Raw genomic sequence first — 15,403 nt, 5'->3', positions numbered from 1 at the left:
CCATTTTGGCACTATTCCGAGAAATGGAATAGTGGTTTGGCGGCTGTTGTCTCATTCTACTGGACGGGCGGGTCGGATTGTGGTTATGCTTGTAGGCACTATGATTCTCTTGCCCGACGAGGCGATTACTGAGGCGGAGCTCGAAGCTACCAAGGCGCCGGCCGGCTCGAAGCGGCGCCGGCGTCAGCGTGGATTTAGCCGATTTTTGCGCATTTTGGGCCCAGGGATCGTGACGGGAGCGGCCGACGACGACCCGTCGGGTTTGGCGACGTATTCGCAGGCGGGGGCGCAATTTGGCTTTGCGCTGCCTTGGACGATGCTGTTTACCTACCCGCTAATGACGGCGGTGCAAGAGGCTTGCATGCGGATCGGCGCGGTGACGGGCAAGGGCTTGGCGGCGGTGATTCGCGAGCATTACCCGGCATACGTGCTGTACCCGGTGGTGGGGCTGGTGGTGGTGGCCAATACGCTCAACATCGGCTCCGACATTGGCGCCATGGCGGCGAGTATGCAGCTGCTGGTGCCGCTGCCGTTTGCGCTGCTGGCGATGATTTTTGCGGTGGTGATGTTGGTGCTGGAAGTGCTGGTGGCGTACAAGACCTACGTGCGGATTTTGAAGTGGCTGGCCGTGGCGCTGTTTGCGTATCCGGTGACGGCGTTTTTGGTGAACGTGCCGTGGCAGGAAGTGCTGCGGGCAACGGTGACGCCGCGGATTGTGTGGAGCCCGGAGTACCTCTACATCGTGGTGGCGATTTTTGGCACGACGATTTCGCCGTATCTCTTCTTTTGGCAGACGAGCGAGGTGGTAGAGGACGAGATTGCGGCGCACCGGCTGGCGCAGCGTGGTGGGGTGCCCAAGCTGACGGCGCCGTACTTGCGGCGGCTGCGGATTGATACGGCGTTGGGGATGCTGTTTTCGAACGTGACGGCGTGGTTTGTGATTGTGGTGGGGGCGGTGGTGCTGGGGGCGCATGGGGTCACGAATATTGACTCGGCGGCCGATGCGGCCAAAGCATTGGAGCCGCTCGTGGACGGTTTCCCGAACGCGGGCTACATCGCGAAGGTGGTGTTTGCGGTGGGGGTGATTGGCATCGGGCTCATGAGTGTGCCGGTGCTGGCGGGATCGTCGTCGTATGCGCTGAGCGAGACATTCAATTGGAACGAAGGGTTGTTTCGGAAGTTTAAGCAGGCGCGGCAGTTTTATTTGGTGATTATTTTTGGGACGCTGGCGGGGTTGGTATTTAACTTCATTGGACTCGATCCGATCAAGGCGCTGATATTTACGGCGGTGTTTAATGGGTTGGCGGCGGTGCCCCTGATTTACCTGATTGCGCGGGTGTCGCGGCGGGCGGACGTGATGGGCGAGCATCGCAGCGGCTGGTTGTCGCTGGCGGGGCTGTGGATTTGTTTCGGAGTGATGGCGGCTGCGGCCGTGGCGTTGCTGGTCTCGATTGTTCGCGCTTGAACGAACTTGTTTTTGTTTATATCATGCGAGGCGCGTAAGCACTGAGTGCCTGCGGGCACCTGAGAGAAAAGGTAAGGTGTATGCGTCGAGTACATCGTCTGGGCGTGGTCGGGCTGTTGATCGTGGCGCTGGCTCCAGCTGCGGCGGCTTGCGGGTCGGGAATCAAGGTCCATGAGACCGGCACTGTGGTTCGGGCTGAGATGCGTGATCCCAAGGTGCACGACGGTGTGTGCCGATTTTGGCTCAAGCCGGATGGCCACGCCGAGCACTGGAGCGTCTATTACCCGGCCGGGAGTTTCTGTACTACACCGATGGACGGGTATGTCCTTTACGGCGTTGATACGCTGCAGCTGGATTACTCTTCCTGGGGTACATCGGTGAAGCGGGATGTAGTGGGGGGCTCGGACAGAGATCCGGTTTGTCGCGTCGAGACTACCTACCAGCAGCCGGGTGACGAGGGGGTCGTGTCCAAGTCCTACTTCGACCAGGCATTGTGCGACGGTCTGCCTGATCGCGAGCCCGTCGCGGGGCGGTTGATCAAAACGCTCCAGGCCGTAGCCACAACGCCTACTTCTACGTAGGCCCTTTTTGGGGCCATGGGGCTCGGTGCGCACTTGCGTGCCGGGCCCCTTCGAGCGTCTGGTGATATCGTTGAGCTAATTTGCTATACTATGTGGCAATACAGGGGTAACCGAGGCGGAAAGTGTTCAGGTATGGTCGAACAATTGTTTGGTTCGAAGACGCGTGTGAAGCTGCTCAGCCTGTTTTTTAATAATCCAGGTCGGCCGTTTTATGTGCGCGAAATTACGCGCAAAATCGATGAACAAATTAATTCCGTGCGGCGGGAGCTGGCGAATTTGTTGTCGGTGGGGTTGGTGTCTTCGGACGGCTCGAACAATCGGCTGTACTATGAAGTGAATCCGAAGTATGAATATTATGAGCAGCTGCGGAGTATCTTTACGAGTATGCCAGCCAAATCGAGCGACCCGGTGGTGAAGGAGACGCGCGAAGAAGACAAGATCATCAAGCGGTTGCGATCGACGGGGTCGATAAGCTTTGCGTTTCTGACGGGGTCGTTTGCGCGGGACAGCCGCACCAACGTGGACATTTTCGTGGTGGGGGATATCAACAAGGCGCGGTTGGCAAAAGTGGTGGCGGAGATGGAGAAAGAGATGGGCCGCGAGCTCAATTATTCGGCGCTCACACCCGACGAATACCAATACCGGTTGAGCCTCAATGACCGGTTTATCACGACGGTGCTTGAGGCGCGCAAAATTGTGATCATCGACGGCCAGGAAAAACCGTTGGCGCATAGCGACGTGACGTTTGGCGAGTATGTGCCGGTGGCGATTGTGACAGCGGCTACGCCGGGTCGCGGACGCGATATTATCAGGAATTAAGACGGGAGACGGATGATGGATATTACGTATCTGGGGGCAGGAAGTGTGAAGCTGTCGGGGCGCAACCTCAATGTGGTGAGCGACCCAGTGGGTTCGGCCAAGGCTGACGTGGTGGTGGTGACTGGGCCGGCCGAGGGCGGAACATGGCTCGAGGTCGCGGGGGCGATGGTGATCGACGGCCCCGGTGAGTACGAGGTGAAGGGGGCAATGATCACCGGCGCTCCGGCTCGGCTGCACATTGACGAAGACGGCCACCGCGGCACGGCTTTTAGCGTGCTGGTTGATGGGGTGAACGTGGTGGTGGTTGGTAATATCTCGGGCAAGCTCGACGAGGACCAGGTTGAGAATCTCGGCCAGGTGGACGTGCTGGTGGTGCCGGTGGGTGGGGGCGGCCTCACGCTCGACGCCGAGGGGGCGGCCGATGTGGTGGCGCAGCTCGAGCCTGGCTACGTGGTGCCGGTGCATTATGATGACGGAATTACAACATATCCCGTCCCGCAGGCGGGGCTGGAGAAGTTTTTGAAGGAAATGGGGGCTAACCCCGAGCCGGAGAGCAAGCTGCGCGTGAATGCCAAGGAGGCGCCGGCCGAAACGCAGGTGGTGGTGCTGACGCGGGTTGGCTCCTGACGAGCATCATCGAGTAACGAAAAAACCGCCTTGTGAGGCGGTTTTTTTTAGGGACGAAAAAGTTAGGCGGCGGCGGGAACGGCTTTGGCGGCTTCGATCTTGGCTAGCTTGGCAACTTCTTCCCGCTCCCATTTCTTGAGGGTGCGGATAGTGGACGTGGCCAACTTCAGCCGAACCTTTTGGCCGCCGATGGTAATCGTCTTGGGTTGGAGATTGGGCTTCCAGACCTTGCGGGTCTTCTTTTGGGAAAACGGCACGTTATTGCCGAACTGCTTGCCCTTGCCCGTGATGTCGCATGCGTAAGACATGACAAATCCTTAAAACAACTCGGTAAGTGTAGCTAATTTCATCTGGTAAGTCAATGATTTGGCACTGCATATAGTACAATTGCGTGTATGCATGATCCGATTCAAATTTTGGCCCAGGTGGTGGCGTTGGTACTGGCGCTCACGCTGCACGAATTTGCGCATGCGCTCATGGGGCACTATCTGGGCGATACGACAGCTAAAGATAAGGGCCGGCTGACGCTCAATCCGCTCGCGCACATCGATCCGTTTGCCACATTGGCGCTGCCATTGTTTTTGATTGTGGTGGGTTCGCCGGTGGTGTTTGGGGCGGCCAAGCCGGTGCCGTTTAACCCGTGGGCGGTGCGCTGGGGGCGGTGGGGTGCGGCGTTGGTGGCTTTGGCCGGGCCGTTTACCAACCTGTTGTTGGCGTGCTTTTTTGCCCTGTGTGCGCAACTATTGCCGTTTAGCTCGGTGGGCGCCACCTTTTTCGCGGCACTCATTATCGTGAACGTAGGGTTGTTTGTGTTTAACATGATTCCGTTTCCGCCGCTGGATGGTTCGCGGCTGCTGTATGCGGTGGCGCCGCCGGGCTTGCGCGAGGTGATGGACCGGATAGAGCAGTCCGGGTTTGTGGTGCTGCTGGCGGTGATGTTGCTCGGGTATCAATTTATCGCGCCGTGGGTGGCGCAGGCGACGATCGCGATTGTGCGGCTGCTGGTGCCGGCAAGTAGCGTGCTCTAAAACGGCGGGAGGCCCTCGGACGCGGTGTCCGGGGGCCTCTGCCTGAAGCTAGTGAGCGCGCGTAATGGGTTCGTGGAGCTGCCGGTGTATTCTGACATCCGGGTGATCAGTCTTGAATTGTTCCAGGAGGATGTCGGCGTATTGCTGATCGGCACGGTCGGTGGATACCAAGACCACGATGTCGTAGCGATTGGGGTGGGGGAGGAGCCGCACCTCTTGCTCGGGTATAGCCCCCTCAAAACAAAACCTGCATTTATTTCGAGATTTTGTTACGCTTAATTGCAAATGCGTAAAACAAATATCACCAACGAAGAAAAGATTCTTTTAAAGGAATATGCCAAAACCTCCCCACTCATCCTCATACGATATAAAGCTGGGGCCGTACTCATGGCGAATAAAGGGATGTCATCCGCTGACATTGGCGACATCCAAGACCGCTCCTCACGAACCGTGGGGAGCTGGCTCAATGCCTGGCGAACTAGTCGCCTCAGCATGATATTCACCGGCCACGCCGGCAATGACAACGCCAGTCCTCTAACCCGCGACCAGCGCCAAGAGGTCAAGCAGGCGCTCAGCTCTCCACCCTCCGACTTTGGCTTGCCTCAGGCCTTCTGGGATGTACCCCAGCTCAAAACCTACCTCCAGACCAAGTTTGAGATTGTGTATGAATCTCCGCAGTCATATCATTTCCTCCTACGGTTTAGTAATCTGTCGTTTAAGTACCCGGATACCTTTGACCTCAGGCGCAATGTGGCTACGATTGAGGCCCGGATGCGAGAAATCCATGCTGAAGTTGCCCCGCTGCTTACCAGCAAGGAGTGGGAAGTGTTTGCCGTTGACGAAGTCCGGATAGAACAAGAAGCTATTACCCGCCGGGCTTGGCTCAAAAAGGGCAAGCGCACCATTGTCAAAGTCGACCGGGACAAAGAGGCTCAGAGCTATATCGGGTTCTTGAACCAGAAATCGTTCACCTGCGAAGTGTATGAAATGCCCTGGCAAAACCAGGAAGAGGTGTTGAAGGCATTCGAGCTCTTCTTGAAAAACCACCCAGACAAGAAGATTGCCATTATCTGGGACAATGCCGCCTTCCACAAAGGTCGTGCGATTCGAACAGCCTTAGCCAAAGGCCAACTCTTGGAGCGGGTCCACCTCATCCCCATGCCGCCCTATGCCCCTGACAACAATCCAATTGAGCATGTTTGGAACACCACCAAGCAAGCTGTAGCCAATATTCAGCGTTCTACCTTTGAAGACACAAAAAAGGCCTTTACCGGCTATATTGCCGGAAGGCTGTTTAAATATGGTTTATGACGGTTTTGTTTTGAGAGGGCTATAGGTAGGTCGAGCGGTAGGTGAAGAGGATGACGGTGCGGCGTTTGTACCGCGGGATCATCGTTTGGTCGAGCCAGCCGTTGCTCCTGGTCACGAGGAACTGTGACAGTTCCAGGATGAGTTCGCCTTGTCGGAACATCTGCCTCACGCGTATGGTTCCCCAGGCTACGGCGGCTACCATGCTGAGGCCGAGGACCAGGAGGAACGCGATCTTGATATCCGTAAGCAGCATGATGTGCTCCAATCTGTCCGAACGGTGCGCCTGACTTCAGGTTTTGTAATAATACAATGTATGATCATTAATGTCTATCTCGCCTGGATTGATCTGGACGATGTGCGCCTATAGAATAAACAGGTCTCTGCACCATACGCATATGCGGTGCATAAATTTTTCTCTGTACTACTACCAACGGGAGCTTAAGATTGTCCGGGTCCGTGGACCACGTGACTGAGGGCACCCACCTGCGATTCGCAGGGAAAAGTTGGTGGCTGCTGCGGTGGCGCGGAGCCAGGATTTATTGAGTGGGGTGTAAATGAAAGTTCGGATTATCAATAAGAGCCGGCATCCGCTGCCGGAGTATCATACGGCGGGAGCGGCGGCGCTCGATGTGCGGGCCAACCTGGAGGCGCCGGTGACGCTGGGGCCGCTGGGCCGGGCGCTGGTGCCTACGGGGCTGTTTGTGGCGGTGCCGGAGGGCTACGAGATGCAGGTGCGGCCGCGTAGTGGGCTGGCTGCCAAGCACGGGGTGACGACGGTGAACGCGCCGGGGACGATTGATTCGGATTACCGGGGTGAGCTCAAGATCATCATGGTGAATCTATCGGACGAGCCGTATACGATCGAGGACGGTGATCGAGTGGCGCAGGTGCTCGTGAAGCCGGTGGAGCGCGTGGAGTGGGTCGAGGTGGAGGCGCACGATGAGACCGAGCGCGGGGAGCAGGGGTACGGGCATACCGGGCGCTGAGGTAATACCTTGACGGGTGGTATTACCTTTTGGTAGGGTAATACCATGAAGTATTCGTCTACCATGACTAGCAAGGGGCAGGTGACCATTCCGGTCGAGATTCGGCGTAAGCTGGGGCTCAAGCCGGGACAGGCGGTGAGTTTTGATTTGTCCGGGGATATCGCTACGATTGAGCAGCCGGATTGGCATAAGGAGTTGGCGGCGCTCCACGCTCGCGTGCGAGAGCATATGCAGCGCACCAACCGAACCTTCCCGCAGACCGATGATGAACTGAGGGAGGTTCGTTTACAGGCTCATCGCGATGCGGCGGCCTATCGAGTAGAGCGAATGCGAGAGTCGGAGTGAGCGCACTTGATACCAACCTGGTGTTGCGGCTGTTGCTCGAGGATCATCCGGCCCAGTCGCCGGCAACGGTGGCGATGGTAGCGAAGGGCCGCAGGAGTGAATTTACGGTTGAGGATGTGGTGTTGTTTGAGTGTGTGTGGATTTTGCAGGGGTCGGCCTATGGATTCGATCGGCGGTTAATTGCTGATCTCATCACCGAGCTTACGAGGATTGAGCAAATTGCCTGTAATCGGCTCCTGATATCCCAAGTTATGCCGGTATATGTTCATCATAAGGCGGTGTCGTTCATCGACATTGCGCTGGCGGTTTATGCGGAACTGAATGGAACCGGGCCATTGCTTACATACGATAAGAAATTGGCAAAGGCTTTGCCCCATCTGGTGCGGTTAGTTGCATAAGTGGCCGAATTGACTCATAATCGGACAGTTATCGGGGTGTGGCGCAGTTGGTAGCGGTCGCCGTGGCGACGCTGGGGGCCGTGAGGAGTTAGGATTGTATACCATATATGTGTTGCGGAGCGAAAAGAACGGGCGCCGATATACGGGCCAGACACAGGATTTTGAGCTCCGTTTTGAGCAACATAATTCCGGCATCACTAAATCAACTCGATCGATTGCTCCTTTTAGGGTAGAGTATACGGAGGTTTTGCCAACCAGAACCGAAGCCATGAAGAGGGAGCATTTTCTCAAGTCGGGTGCCGGTCGCAAGTGGCTCGACCAGAGATTGTAAATTATCGGGGTGTGGCGCAGTTGGTAGCGCGTACGGCTGGGGGCCGTGAGGTCGCAGGTTCGAGCCCTGTCACCCCGACCAATGTACTTATGCTTGAAAGGAGACCCAAGCGGTCTCCTTTTGTTGCTATACTGGCTGCATGACAAGACTCAGTAATTTTGAATTTGAAGGCCAGCTTCTGCCAACCAAGTTTGAAGAGACTCAAACGGTGATGGTCGTTTTGAGGATTTGCCGGAATAGTTCGCTAAGGTGAGGCGTATGGTTGACCAGGAATTATTTTTTGTCTGCTAGACTTACTCTATGGTAACCATTATTTTCGAGGCTCATTCGACCTCGTTGGACAACGAAGCTGAGCTTTCGTCGGGGTGGAATGATGTCGATCTCTCGGAAGCCGGATTGCGTCAATCTTCTGAGCTGGGAACCCGGTATAAGGACCGTTTGCCCGATGCGGTATTTTGCTCGGATTTGCAGCGAAGCTATAAGACGGCTGCAATTGCTTTCAAGGATAGGCTGGTTCCGATATTCATTGATTCGAGATTGCGCGAATGTGGTTACGGGAAGCTGACCCAAGCTCCTAAAAGTGAGGTTGAGGCAAAAAAAGCCGAGCACATTAGCAAGCCGTTCCCTGATGGCGAGAGCTACGAACAGACTTCTAGGCGGGTGGCTAAGTTTCTGGAAGATCTCAGGGTGTCGTATCAAAATAAGACCGTTGTGATTATAGGTCATCGGGCGACCCAGTATGGGTTTGAAGAACATTTGCTGGGTAAGAAGCTTGAGGATATCATATCGGAACCCTGGAAGTGGCAGCCCGGATGGGTGTATTCGGCTTGAGCTTCCTCGTGGATTGCCTCGTTTTGATGACGGCCGGATCGACTTCACTGGTGCGCGCAAAGCGCCAGTGTTGAATGTGGTTGTTTATTATGAGGGAAAAATTCTTATCGTAAAACGTAGCCAGAAAGTAGGCACCTACCGGGGCCTGTGGAATGGAATTTCTGGGTTTATCGATGAGCCAAAATCGATTGAGGAGTTTGCTAAACAGGAGCTCATGGAAGAGGTGGCCTTTGATGAGCGCGTCATTGCGAGCATGGGCGTTTGCAGGCCGTATGAAGTTGATGACCAGGGCATCGGCCGGACATGGGTGGTATACCCGGTATTGGTAATGTTGCGTCAAAAACCGGCTATTACCTTGGATTGGGAGCACACCGATTTTGCTTGGATCAATCCCGAAGCACTCAAGGGCTATGAATATGTTAAGGACTTTGATGTCAGCGTCAGGGAGGCGTTGGCTAGGATGTCGGAATGAAGCTGGTAGGTCGATGGCCGCGCCGATTTTGATTACTTTGCTGCTACTGGCTGATCTGTGTTGTATTTGATACATCAATAGTGAAAATTTAATTTGAATTTTTGAGCGTAATCTGTCATAATCTGAAGGTCAGACTAGAAGATGATCGCGCCGGCTGCAAGGTCGGTGAGGAAAGTCCGGACAGCATAGAGCAGGACGGTTGCTAACGGCAACCGCGGGCGACCGTAGGGAAAGTGCCACAGAAACGATACCGCCGGGCGCAAGCTCGGTAAGGGTGAAACGAGTGCGGCAAGAGCGCACAGCTGGCCTAGGTGACTAGGCGAGGAGGTAAACCCCGTCCGCTGCAAGGCGGCTCAAACATCCCGAAAGGGGCGCTGCTCGCGCGTTTGAGCGATCAGACCGCATGAGGTTCGCGGCAACGTGGACCCAAGATAGATGATCATCCTCGACAGAATCCGGCTTATGACTAGTCTGGCAATGCCATTATTTTTAGCGCGCGGTGTACAATAGCGACAACAGATTATGCGCAAACGAAGCGAATTATTTTTTAGCGTAATACTTGTGCCATTGGATTTTTTGGCGCTGCTAGGTGCGTTTGCGGCGGCCTATATTATTCGGGTGAAGCTGGAGGACAAACCGGTGGCTCATCCGATTCCAGCGGCTGAATTTGTGCACGTGCTGCTGATTTTGCTGCCGCTGTGGATTGTGATTTTTGCGTTGTCGGGGTTGTACGTGCAGTCGAACTTACGCGGGAAGCTGGGTGAGATCGGCAAGGTCTTTGTGGCGGTGTCGGGTGGAGTGATGCTGAGCATTTTGCTGGATTTCTTTCAGCCGCAGTCGTTGTTTCCGTCTAAGGCGGTGCCGATTTATGCTTACGGTTTGGGGCTGGTGTTTGTGTTGCTGTCGCGGACGCTGGTGCGTTGGCTGCAGCGGTGGTTGTTTCAGTTTGGAGTGGGGGTGCATAACGCGGTGATCATTGGTAGCGGCGAGATTGCGCAGCGGATGGTGCCGGATTTGCAGCAGGCGTTTTCGGGTTACCGGCTGCTGGCGTGCGTGGACCGGTCGCGGGGAGCGGCGAAGCGGATGCGGGGGGTGCCGGTGTTTGACGCGCTCGAGGAGGCGATCGCGGCAGTGGCGCCGGACGGTAATTTGGATGAAATTATTCAGGCCGATTCGGCGCTGGAGCAGGACGAGATTTTGGCGCTGGTAAATTATGCGGCTAATCACCAGATTGGGTACCGGTTTGTGCCGAACCAGTTTGGGCTGTACGCCTCAAACTCGGTGCTTGGTACGTTGGCCGGGGTGCAAATGATTGAGATTCGGCTCACCCCGCTTGATGGTTGGGGGCGGGTGGCGAAGCGGGTGTTTGACTTGATGGGTTCGGCGTTGGCCATAGTGGTGTTGTCGCCGTTGCTGGTGGGGCTGGCGTTGCTGATAAAACTGCGGGACCCGAGTGGCCCGGTGTTGTATCGGCATCATCGTTTGAGCCGAAGCGGACGCTCGGTGGGGGTGCTGAAGTTTCGGACGATGGAATGGCGCTATTGTGACGGGCCGGGGCGTCCGTTTACGAGTGCCGAGGAGACGCTGCGAGCGATGGGCCGCCCTGAGCTGATAGCGGAATTTAAGCGGGCGCACAAAATAGAGAATGATCCGCGGGTGAGTCGATTTGGGCGGTTTTTGCGCCGCACCAGTCTGGATGAATTGCCGCAGTTTTTGAATGTGCTGAAGGGTGAAATGAGTCTGGTGGGGCCGCGGCCGATTGTGGCGGCGGAGTTGGATCATTACGGCCAGCGGGGTGCGACCTTCTTGGCGCTCAAGCCGGGAATGACGGGGTTGTGGCAGATTTCGGGACGGAGTGATATTAGCTATGATGACCGGGTGAAGCTTGATATTTATTACGTCGAGCACTGGGGCTTGCTACTTGATACCAAGATTTTGCTGAAGACAGCGCTGACGTTTTTGGCCGGTAAGGGGGCATACTGATGCGCGAGCCGAAGATTGCGCTGACGCATCACTGGCTGACGTCGCCTGGCGGGGCCGAGAAGGTGTTGTATGAATTGCATCAAATGTATCCGGAGGCGCCGATATATACCTCGGCCTATGATCCCAAAAAGTTTCCGGAATTTGCGGGCGCCGATATTCGAACGACGTTTTTGGACAAGATCCCGTTTTTGAAGCTGAAGCACCAGCTGTTTCCGATATTTTTGGGGACGCCATTTAAGACGCTTGATATGAGTGGGTATGACATTGTGATTTCGTCGTGCGCGGCCGAGGCCAAGTATGTGCGGACGAGCGGGGAGACACTGCATATCTGCTACTGCCACACGCCGGTGCGTTACTACTGGAGCGATTATGAATGGCGGCTCAAGAATTTGCCCTTTGGGGCCTTTAACTGGCTGGCGCGGCTGGTGTTTCCGGTACTGATTGGGGTGCTGCGGTGGGTAGACTACCGGGCGGCGCAGGGGGTGGATGTGTTTGTGGCGAACTCGCGGCATATTCAGCGGCGGATTGCGCAGTATTATCATCGGGATTCGACCGTGATTTATCCGCCGATTGTGATGGGGGCGCAGGGGGTGGTGGGGTCGGGGGGGCGTGATTATTATTTGATTGTGGGGCGGCAGGTGGCGTCGAAGCGGCTGGATGTGGCGGTGGATGCATTCAATAGCCTGGGGTTGCCGCTCAAGGTGGTGGGGGCGGGGGAGGAGATTGCCCGGCAGCGGCCGCGGGCGCAGGCTAATATTGAGTTTTTGGGGCGAGTGAGCGACGACGAGCGCGACCGGTTGTTTGCGGGGGCCAAGGCCTTTGTGTTTCCGCCGGAAGAGGACTTCGGTATGGTGCCGTTAGAGGCTATGGCCGTCGGTACGCCGGTGATTGCCTATGATGGCGGTGGCGCTCCGGAGTATGTGACGGACGGCGAGACGGGTGTGCTCTTTGGATCGCAAACCGGTGCGGCGTTGGCTGATGCGGTGCAGCGATTTGAGGGGATGACATTTGATGAGGGGGTGATTCGGGCGCGGGCCAAAGAGTTTGATGCGTCAATATTTCGCAAAACCATGGCAAAATTTGTGCGAGATAAATGGGATGTTTTTACCTTGAATAAGGGTACTTTGCGCCCTTAGTTTTTTGCGGATTTTCTGGGTATTTTTGCATTAATTACTATTTTTGTATTGGGGAAATCAAAAAACGCCTAGCGCATCGGTGCGGAGGCGTTTTTTGGTTTCGAACGTATCTATTTGGTGGCTTTGGCGGTGTCTACGACCGCTTCGAAGGCCTTGGGGTGGGTGACGGCGAGCTCGGCGAGGATCTTGCGGTCGAGCGTGACGCCGGCTTTTTTGAGGTTGCCCATGAAGACCGAATAAGACAGTCCGAATTGGCTGACGCCGGCGTTGATGCGGGTGATCCAAAGACCGCGGAGGTCGCGCTTCATGTTGCGGCGGTCGCGGTATTGGTATTGGAGGGCTTTGAGGACAGCCTGACGAGCCTGGCGGACGCTGGCGCGCCGGACGAGGCTATAGCCTTTGGTCTGGGCCCGGAGTTTCTTGTGTTTGGCGTGGCTGGTGACGCCGCGTTTGATACGCATTATTTATAATTTCCTAGCATTACCTTAACGTTGGCAGTATCGCCGGCTGAAATCTGGAATTCCTTAACGTACTCACGTTTGGCCGAGGCCGACTTGTGAGCGAGCATGTGGTTGCGGTAGGCGCGGCGGTGCATCAATTTGCCGGTAGCGCTGATCTTGATGCGCTTGGCCATTCCCTTGTGTGTCTTAAGCTTTGGCATCTTTGGTGTCCTTCTTGGATCCTACTATCATGTTGAGGTCGCGGCCTGAAAGTTGAGGGGCTTGCTCCTGGACGGCGAATTCCTCGATTTGATCCATAACTCGCTTGAGAATGGCGCGTCCGAGGTCGGGGTGAGTGATTTCGCGTCCTCGGAACAGTAGGCTGATCTTGACCTTGTCGCCTTGTTCGAGAAACTTCTTGACCCGGCTTAGTTTTACCTGCAGATCGTGCTCACCGATCTTGAGGCCGAGCCGGACTTGCTTTACCTCAACTTGCTTTTGAGACTTACGGCTCTTGGCGAGTTGCTTGCCTTGTTCGTAGCGGTATTTGCCCCAATCGAGGATTTTGACTACGGGAGTTTCGGCGTTGGGAGCTATCTCTGCCAGATCTAGGCCAGCCTCGGCGGCTAGGTCCAGTGCCTCACGGAGGCTAACAATACCACGCTGTGACCCATCAACATCGACCAAACGAACAGTTTGGGCGGTGATCTCACGGTTCAAGCGGATTTTGTTTATCTGGAAGTCTCCTTGAAAAAGCTCTTCGGTACTATATCAGTTTGAGGGTTCCTGGTCAACGGGTATTACGTTTATTTTCCTAGAGGCTTGGGGGTGGTGATTACGCGGCAATGGCGTCCTTGAAATCGGCGATAATTTTCTCGGTGATAAAGCGAATGCGCCGGTCGGTGAGGCGGATGGCAATGGGCGTGCGCCCGGCGACTTTGCCGTCGACCATGATCCCGGTGGGTGGGTCGGTTTCGATCACCACGCGGTGGGCTAGGAAGCGCGTGGTGGCGGTGTCCTCGAGCAGGCTCTCGCCGCTGCGGCGCCGCAAGGTGCGCCACACCATGGTGCCGAGCCCGAGGCGGGCCTGGGGTCGGTCGCTGAGGGCGATAATGAGGCGGTTTTCGGCTAGGGGGTTGAGAAATTTTTGATTGGCTACCGAGAGGGTGAAGATATCGCAGGCCAGGGTGAATTTGCCGTCAACTTCGATGCGGCATCCCAGGCTGTTGTAATGGGAGGCGTGTCCGAGGCTCTGGGCAAATTGGCCGACGCGCGCGCGGACACCGGACTGCGAGGTGTCGACGGTTTTGTCGAGGTCGGTTTCGAATCCGAGGGTGAGGGTGGAGAGAAAGAATTTTTGGCCGGCAGCGATCAGCGAGTAGGAGGTAAGCCGGCGGGCGGCCAGGGCTTCGCAGGCTTGGGACCAGGTGATGATGCCGAGCTGACTGGCGACGCGGTTGGCGGTGCCGATGGGGATGATGCCAACGGCGACGTTGTCGCGCTCGATGCCGTTGATGACTTCGTTGACGGTGTCGTCGCCGCCGACGGCTACGATGGTGGTGTGCCCGGCGGCGACGGCAGCTTTGGCGAGCTTGGTGGCGTCGCCGGGGCCGGTGGTTTTGACCCATTCGCCGCGAATGTTTAGCTTGTCGAGGCGTGAACGCAGCTTTTCTTGGAGATTTTTGATCTGTCCGTGACCGGCTGCTGGGTTGACGATGTAATAATACATGGTTTAGAGATTCTTGGTCTCGGATTGAGGCTCGGGTTTGGTGGGTTCGGGGCCGAGCGGTATGACGGTTTGCATTTGGCTGCGGCCCACGAAAATACCGCCGGGGCTGATGGCGAGCCCACCGGAAACGATGTCGCCCTCGACTTGGCCGGTTTCGCGGATAGAGGCTTCGCCGGTGGCGGTAATGTTGCCCTTGAGGTGGCCGAGTATCGTGATATTGGTGGCGGTGACGTCGGCCGTGATGCGGCCGTTGACGCCGATGGTGAGGTCGCCGGCGGTGGTGATGGTGCCGTCGAGGCTGCCGTCGATGGTGATATCGGCATCGCTGTTAAGGGTGCCATGCACGGTGACACCGGCGCCGATGATCGTTTCGCCGCCGGCTACTCCCAGTGCGTCATCGTGACTTTTTCGAGCCATGTTAGTTCTCCTCGCTTATCTGGGGTACGCGTTTGGCGGCTTGGTTTAAGGCTTGCTGCTCCTCGACCGAAAGCTGGTATTTGCTCTTGCCAAAGTCGACGGGCTTGACGTAAACCCGGGTGCCTTGGCGGCCGTGGATGCTCGAAAGTACATAGCCGGAATCGTGGGCATCGAGTACGGCTAGACTGAAGCTTTGATCGCCGCCGGTGTCGCCGAAGGGGTTGAACCGGACCACCGAGATCTTTTGTGAGGCGAGGGCGCCGGTGATCGAAAGGCGCTGGTATTCGGATTCTAGCTCGCCTAGGCGGCTATCGACGGCTTCAACGCGGGCTAGGTGACCGGTGAGGGTGGATTCGAGCGATGCGGCGACATTGCCGCCGAGTGCGGCGCTGAAGCGCGTCGTGAGCCGTCGTACCTGTACGAGGGCAATAACACCAAGGCCGAGGCTGGCCAGGGCAAGGGCAATGAGGGCATATATCACAACGAGGTCCTTCTAGCTCGTCA

General features: G+C 56.4%; 22 protein-coding genes, 1 tRNA gene and 1 other RNA gene. 15 read left to right on the top strand and 9 right to left on the bottom strand.

The annotated features are described in order from the left end of the window. Positions 1–100: 100 nt before the first annotated feature. The 4 genes from VMT30_01275 to VMT30_01260 all read left to right on the top strand — a co-directional run bounded on the left by VMT30_01275 (position 101) and on the right by VMT30_01260 (position 3,492). Positions 101–1,465, top strand: a complete 1,365-nt coding sequence (locus tag VMT30_01275) for a divalent metal cation transporter (GenBank protein HVQ43579.1) — start codon at positions 101–103, stop codon at positions 1,463–1,465. 80 nt (positions 1,466–1,545) lie between these two features. Continuing rightward, a complete protein-coding gene (locus VMT30_01270) occupies positions 1,546–2,046 on the top strand; it encodes a hypothetical protein (GenBank protein HVQ43578.1) in 501 nt (166 codons plus the stop codon). A 132-nt stretch (positions 2,047–2,178) separates the two neighbouring features. Further along, positions 2,179–2,865: a transcriptional regulator gene (locus tag VMT30_01265; GenBank protein ID HVQ43577.1), complete on the top strand. Its 687-nt coding sequence runs from the start codon at positions 2,179–2,181 to the stop codon at positions 2,863–2,865. A gap of 12 nt (positions 2,866–2,877) precedes the next feature. Next, on the top strand, positions 2,878–3,492 hold the full coding sequence (locus tag VMT30_01260; protein HVQ43576.1) for an MBL fold metallo-hydrolase: 615 nt from the start codon (positions 2,878–2,880) through the stop codon (positions 3,490–3,492). A gap of 62 nt (positions 3,493–3,554) precedes the next feature. On the opposite strand, the gene rpmB is transcribed toward VMT30_01260, so the two are convergent. Then, complete coding sequence (gene rpmB, locus VMT30_01255; protein ID HVQ43575.1) at positions 3,555–3,800, bottom strand: 50S ribosomal protein L28; 246 nt, start codon at positions 3,798–3,800, stop codon at positions 3,555–3,557. An 87-nt stretch (positions 3,801–3,887) separates the two neighbouring features. Between rpmB and VMT30_01250 the strand changes: the two genes are divergently transcribed. After that, positions 3,888–4,520 (top strand): site-2 protease family protein, encoded by a 633-nt coding sequence (locus VMT30_01250; GenBank protein HVQ43574.1) that lies wholly within the window; start codon positions 3,888–3,890, stop codon positions 4,518–4,520. Positions 4,521–4,568: 48 nt separating this feature from the next. Here the strand turns inward: VMT30_01250 and VMT30_01245 are convergent, their stop codons facing one another. Continuing rightward, positions 4,569–4,733 (bottom strand): hypothetical protein, encoded by a 165-nt coding sequence (locus tag VMT30_01245; protein ID HVQ43573.1) that lies wholly within the window; start codon positions 4,731–4,733, stop codon positions 4,569–4,571. Positions 4,734–4,805: 72 nt separating this feature from the next. Between VMT30_01245 and VMT30_01240 the strand changes: the two genes are divergently transcribed. Continuing rightward, on the top strand, positions 4,806–5,831 hold the full coding sequence (locus VMT30_01240; GenBank protein HVQ43572.1) for an IS630 family transposase: 1,026 nt from the start codon (positions 4,806–4,808) through the stop codon (positions 5,829–5,831). Positions 5,832–5,850: 19 nt separating this feature from the next. Here VMT30_01240 and VMT30_01235 read toward each other — a convergent pair whose 3' ends face one another. Continuing rightward, the gene (locus VMT30_01235) at positions 5,851–6,084 is read right to left on the bottom strand and encodes a hypothetical protein (GenBank protein HVQ43571.1); all 234 of its coding nucleotides are present in this window, start codon (positions 6,082–6,084) and stop codon (positions 5,851–5,853) included. A gap of 301 nt (positions 6,085–6,385) precedes the next feature. On the opposite strand from VMT30_01235, the gene dut reads away from it, so the two are divergent. The 9 genes from dut (at position 6,386) to VMT30_01190 (ending at position 12,313) form a co-directional block, all read left to right on the top strand. Beyond that, the gene (gene dut, locus VMT30_01230; protein ID HVQ43570.1) at positions 6,386–6,817 is read left to right on the top strand and encodes a dUTP diphosphatase; all 432 of its coding nucleotides are present in this window, start codon (positions 6,386–6,388) and stop codon (positions 6,815–6,817) included. 45 nt (positions 6,818–6,862) lie between these two features. Further along, entirely contained in the window at positions 6,863–7,162 is a 300-nt protein-coding gene (locus VMT30_01225) for an AbrB/MazE/SpoVT family DNA-binding domain-containing protein (protein HVQ43569.1), read from the top strand. Then, complete coding sequence (locus tag VMT30_01220; GenBank protein ID HVQ43568.1) at positions 7,159–7,560, top strand: PIN domain-containing protein; 402 nt, start codon at positions 7,159–7,161, stop codon at positions 7,558–7,560. The genes VMT30_01225 and VMT30_01220 overlap by 4 nt, the downstream gene beginning before the upstream one ends. Positions 7,561–7,896: 336 nt before the next feature. Next, a tRNA-Pro gene (locus VMT30_01215) sits at positions 7,897–7,972 on the top strand. A gap of 219 nt (positions 7,973–8,191) precedes the next feature. Continuing rightward, positions 8,192–8,722 carry a histidine phosphatase family protein gene (locus VMT30_01210; GenBank protein HVQ43567.1) on the top strand — a complete coding sequence of 177 codons (531 nt, stop codon included), beginning with the start codon at positions 8,192–8,194 and terminating at the stop codon, positions 8,720–8,722. A 13-nt stretch (positions 8,723–8,735) separates the two neighbouring features. Then, entirely contained in the window at positions 8,736–9,194 is a 459-nt protein-coding gene (locus VMT30_01205) for an NUDIX domain-containing protein (GenBank protein HVQ43566.1), read from the top strand. Between the two features lie 129 nt (positions 9,195–9,323). Continuing rightward, positions 9,324–9,673: RNase P RNA component class A (rnpB, locus tag VMT30_01200), an RNA gene on the top strand. A gap of 43 nt (positions 9,674–9,716) precedes the next feature. Next, the gene (locus VMT30_01195; GenBank protein ID HVQ43565.1) at positions 9,717–11,177 is read left to right on the top strand and encodes a sugar transferase; all 1,461 of its coding nucleotides are present in this window, start codon (positions 9,717–9,719) and stop codon (positions 11,175–11,177) included. Continuing rightward, the gene (locus VMT30_01190) at positions 11,177–12,313 is read left to right on the top strand and encodes a glycosyltransferase (protein ID HVQ43564.1); all 1,137 of its coding nucleotides are present in this window, start codon (positions 11,177–11,179) and stop codon (positions 12,311–12,313) included. Before VMT30_01195 ends, VMT30_01190 begins: the two co-directional genes overlap by 1 nt. Positions 12,314–12,423: 110 nt before the next feature. Here VMT30_01190 and rplT read toward each other — a convergent pair whose 3' ends face one another. From rplT to VMT30_01160, 6 genes are all read right to left on the bottom strand, one after another. Beyond that, entirely contained in the window at positions 12,424–12,777 is a 354-nt protein-coding gene (gene rplT, locus VMT30_01185; protein ID HVQ43563.1) for a 50S ribosomal protein L20, read from the bottom strand. After that, entirely contained in the window at positions 12,774–12,974 is a 201-nt protein-coding gene (rpmI, locus tag VMT30_01180; GenBank protein HVQ43562.1) for a 50S ribosomal protein L35, read from the bottom strand. The genes rplT and rpmI overlap by 4 nt, the downstream gene beginning before the upstream one ends. Beyond that, a complete protein-coding gene (infC, locus tag VMT30_01175; GenBank protein HVQ43561.1) occupies positions 12,961–13,473 on the bottom strand; it encodes a translation initiation factor IF-3 in 513 nt (170 codons plus the stop codon). The genes rpmI and infC overlap by 14 nt, the downstream gene beginning before the upstream one ends. A gap of 115 nt (positions 13,474–13,588) precedes the next feature. Continuing rightward, the gene (locus tag VMT30_01170) at positions 13,589–14,482 is read right to left on the bottom strand and encodes a diacylglycerol kinase family protein (GenBank protein ID HVQ43560.1); all 894 of its coding nucleotides are present in this window, start codon (positions 14,480–14,482) and stop codon (positions 13,589–13,591) included. Positions 14,483–14,485: 3 nt separating this feature from the next. Continuing rightward, positions 14,486–14,899, bottom strand: coding sequence for a polymer-forming cytoskeletal protein (locus VMT30_01165; protein HVQ43559.1), 414 nt, complete (start codon positions 14,897–14,899; stop codon positions 14,486–14,488). A 1-nt stretch (position 14,900) separates the two neighbouring features. Beyond that, positions 14,901–15,380: a DUF4446 family protein gene (locus tag VMT30_01160; GenBank protein ID HVQ43558.1), complete on the bottom strand. Its 480-nt coding sequence runs from the start codon at positions 15,378–15,380 to the stop codon at positions 14,901–14,903. Positions 15,381–15,403 lie beyond the last annotated feature (23 nt).

This window comes from Candidatus Saccharimonadia bacterium (assembly GCA_035544015.1).
Classification (GTDB): domain Bacteria; phylum Patescibacteriota; class Saccharimonadia; order UBA4664; family UBA4664; genus UBA5169.
This window is presented reverse-complemented; position numbering and strand designations above follow the sequence as displayed.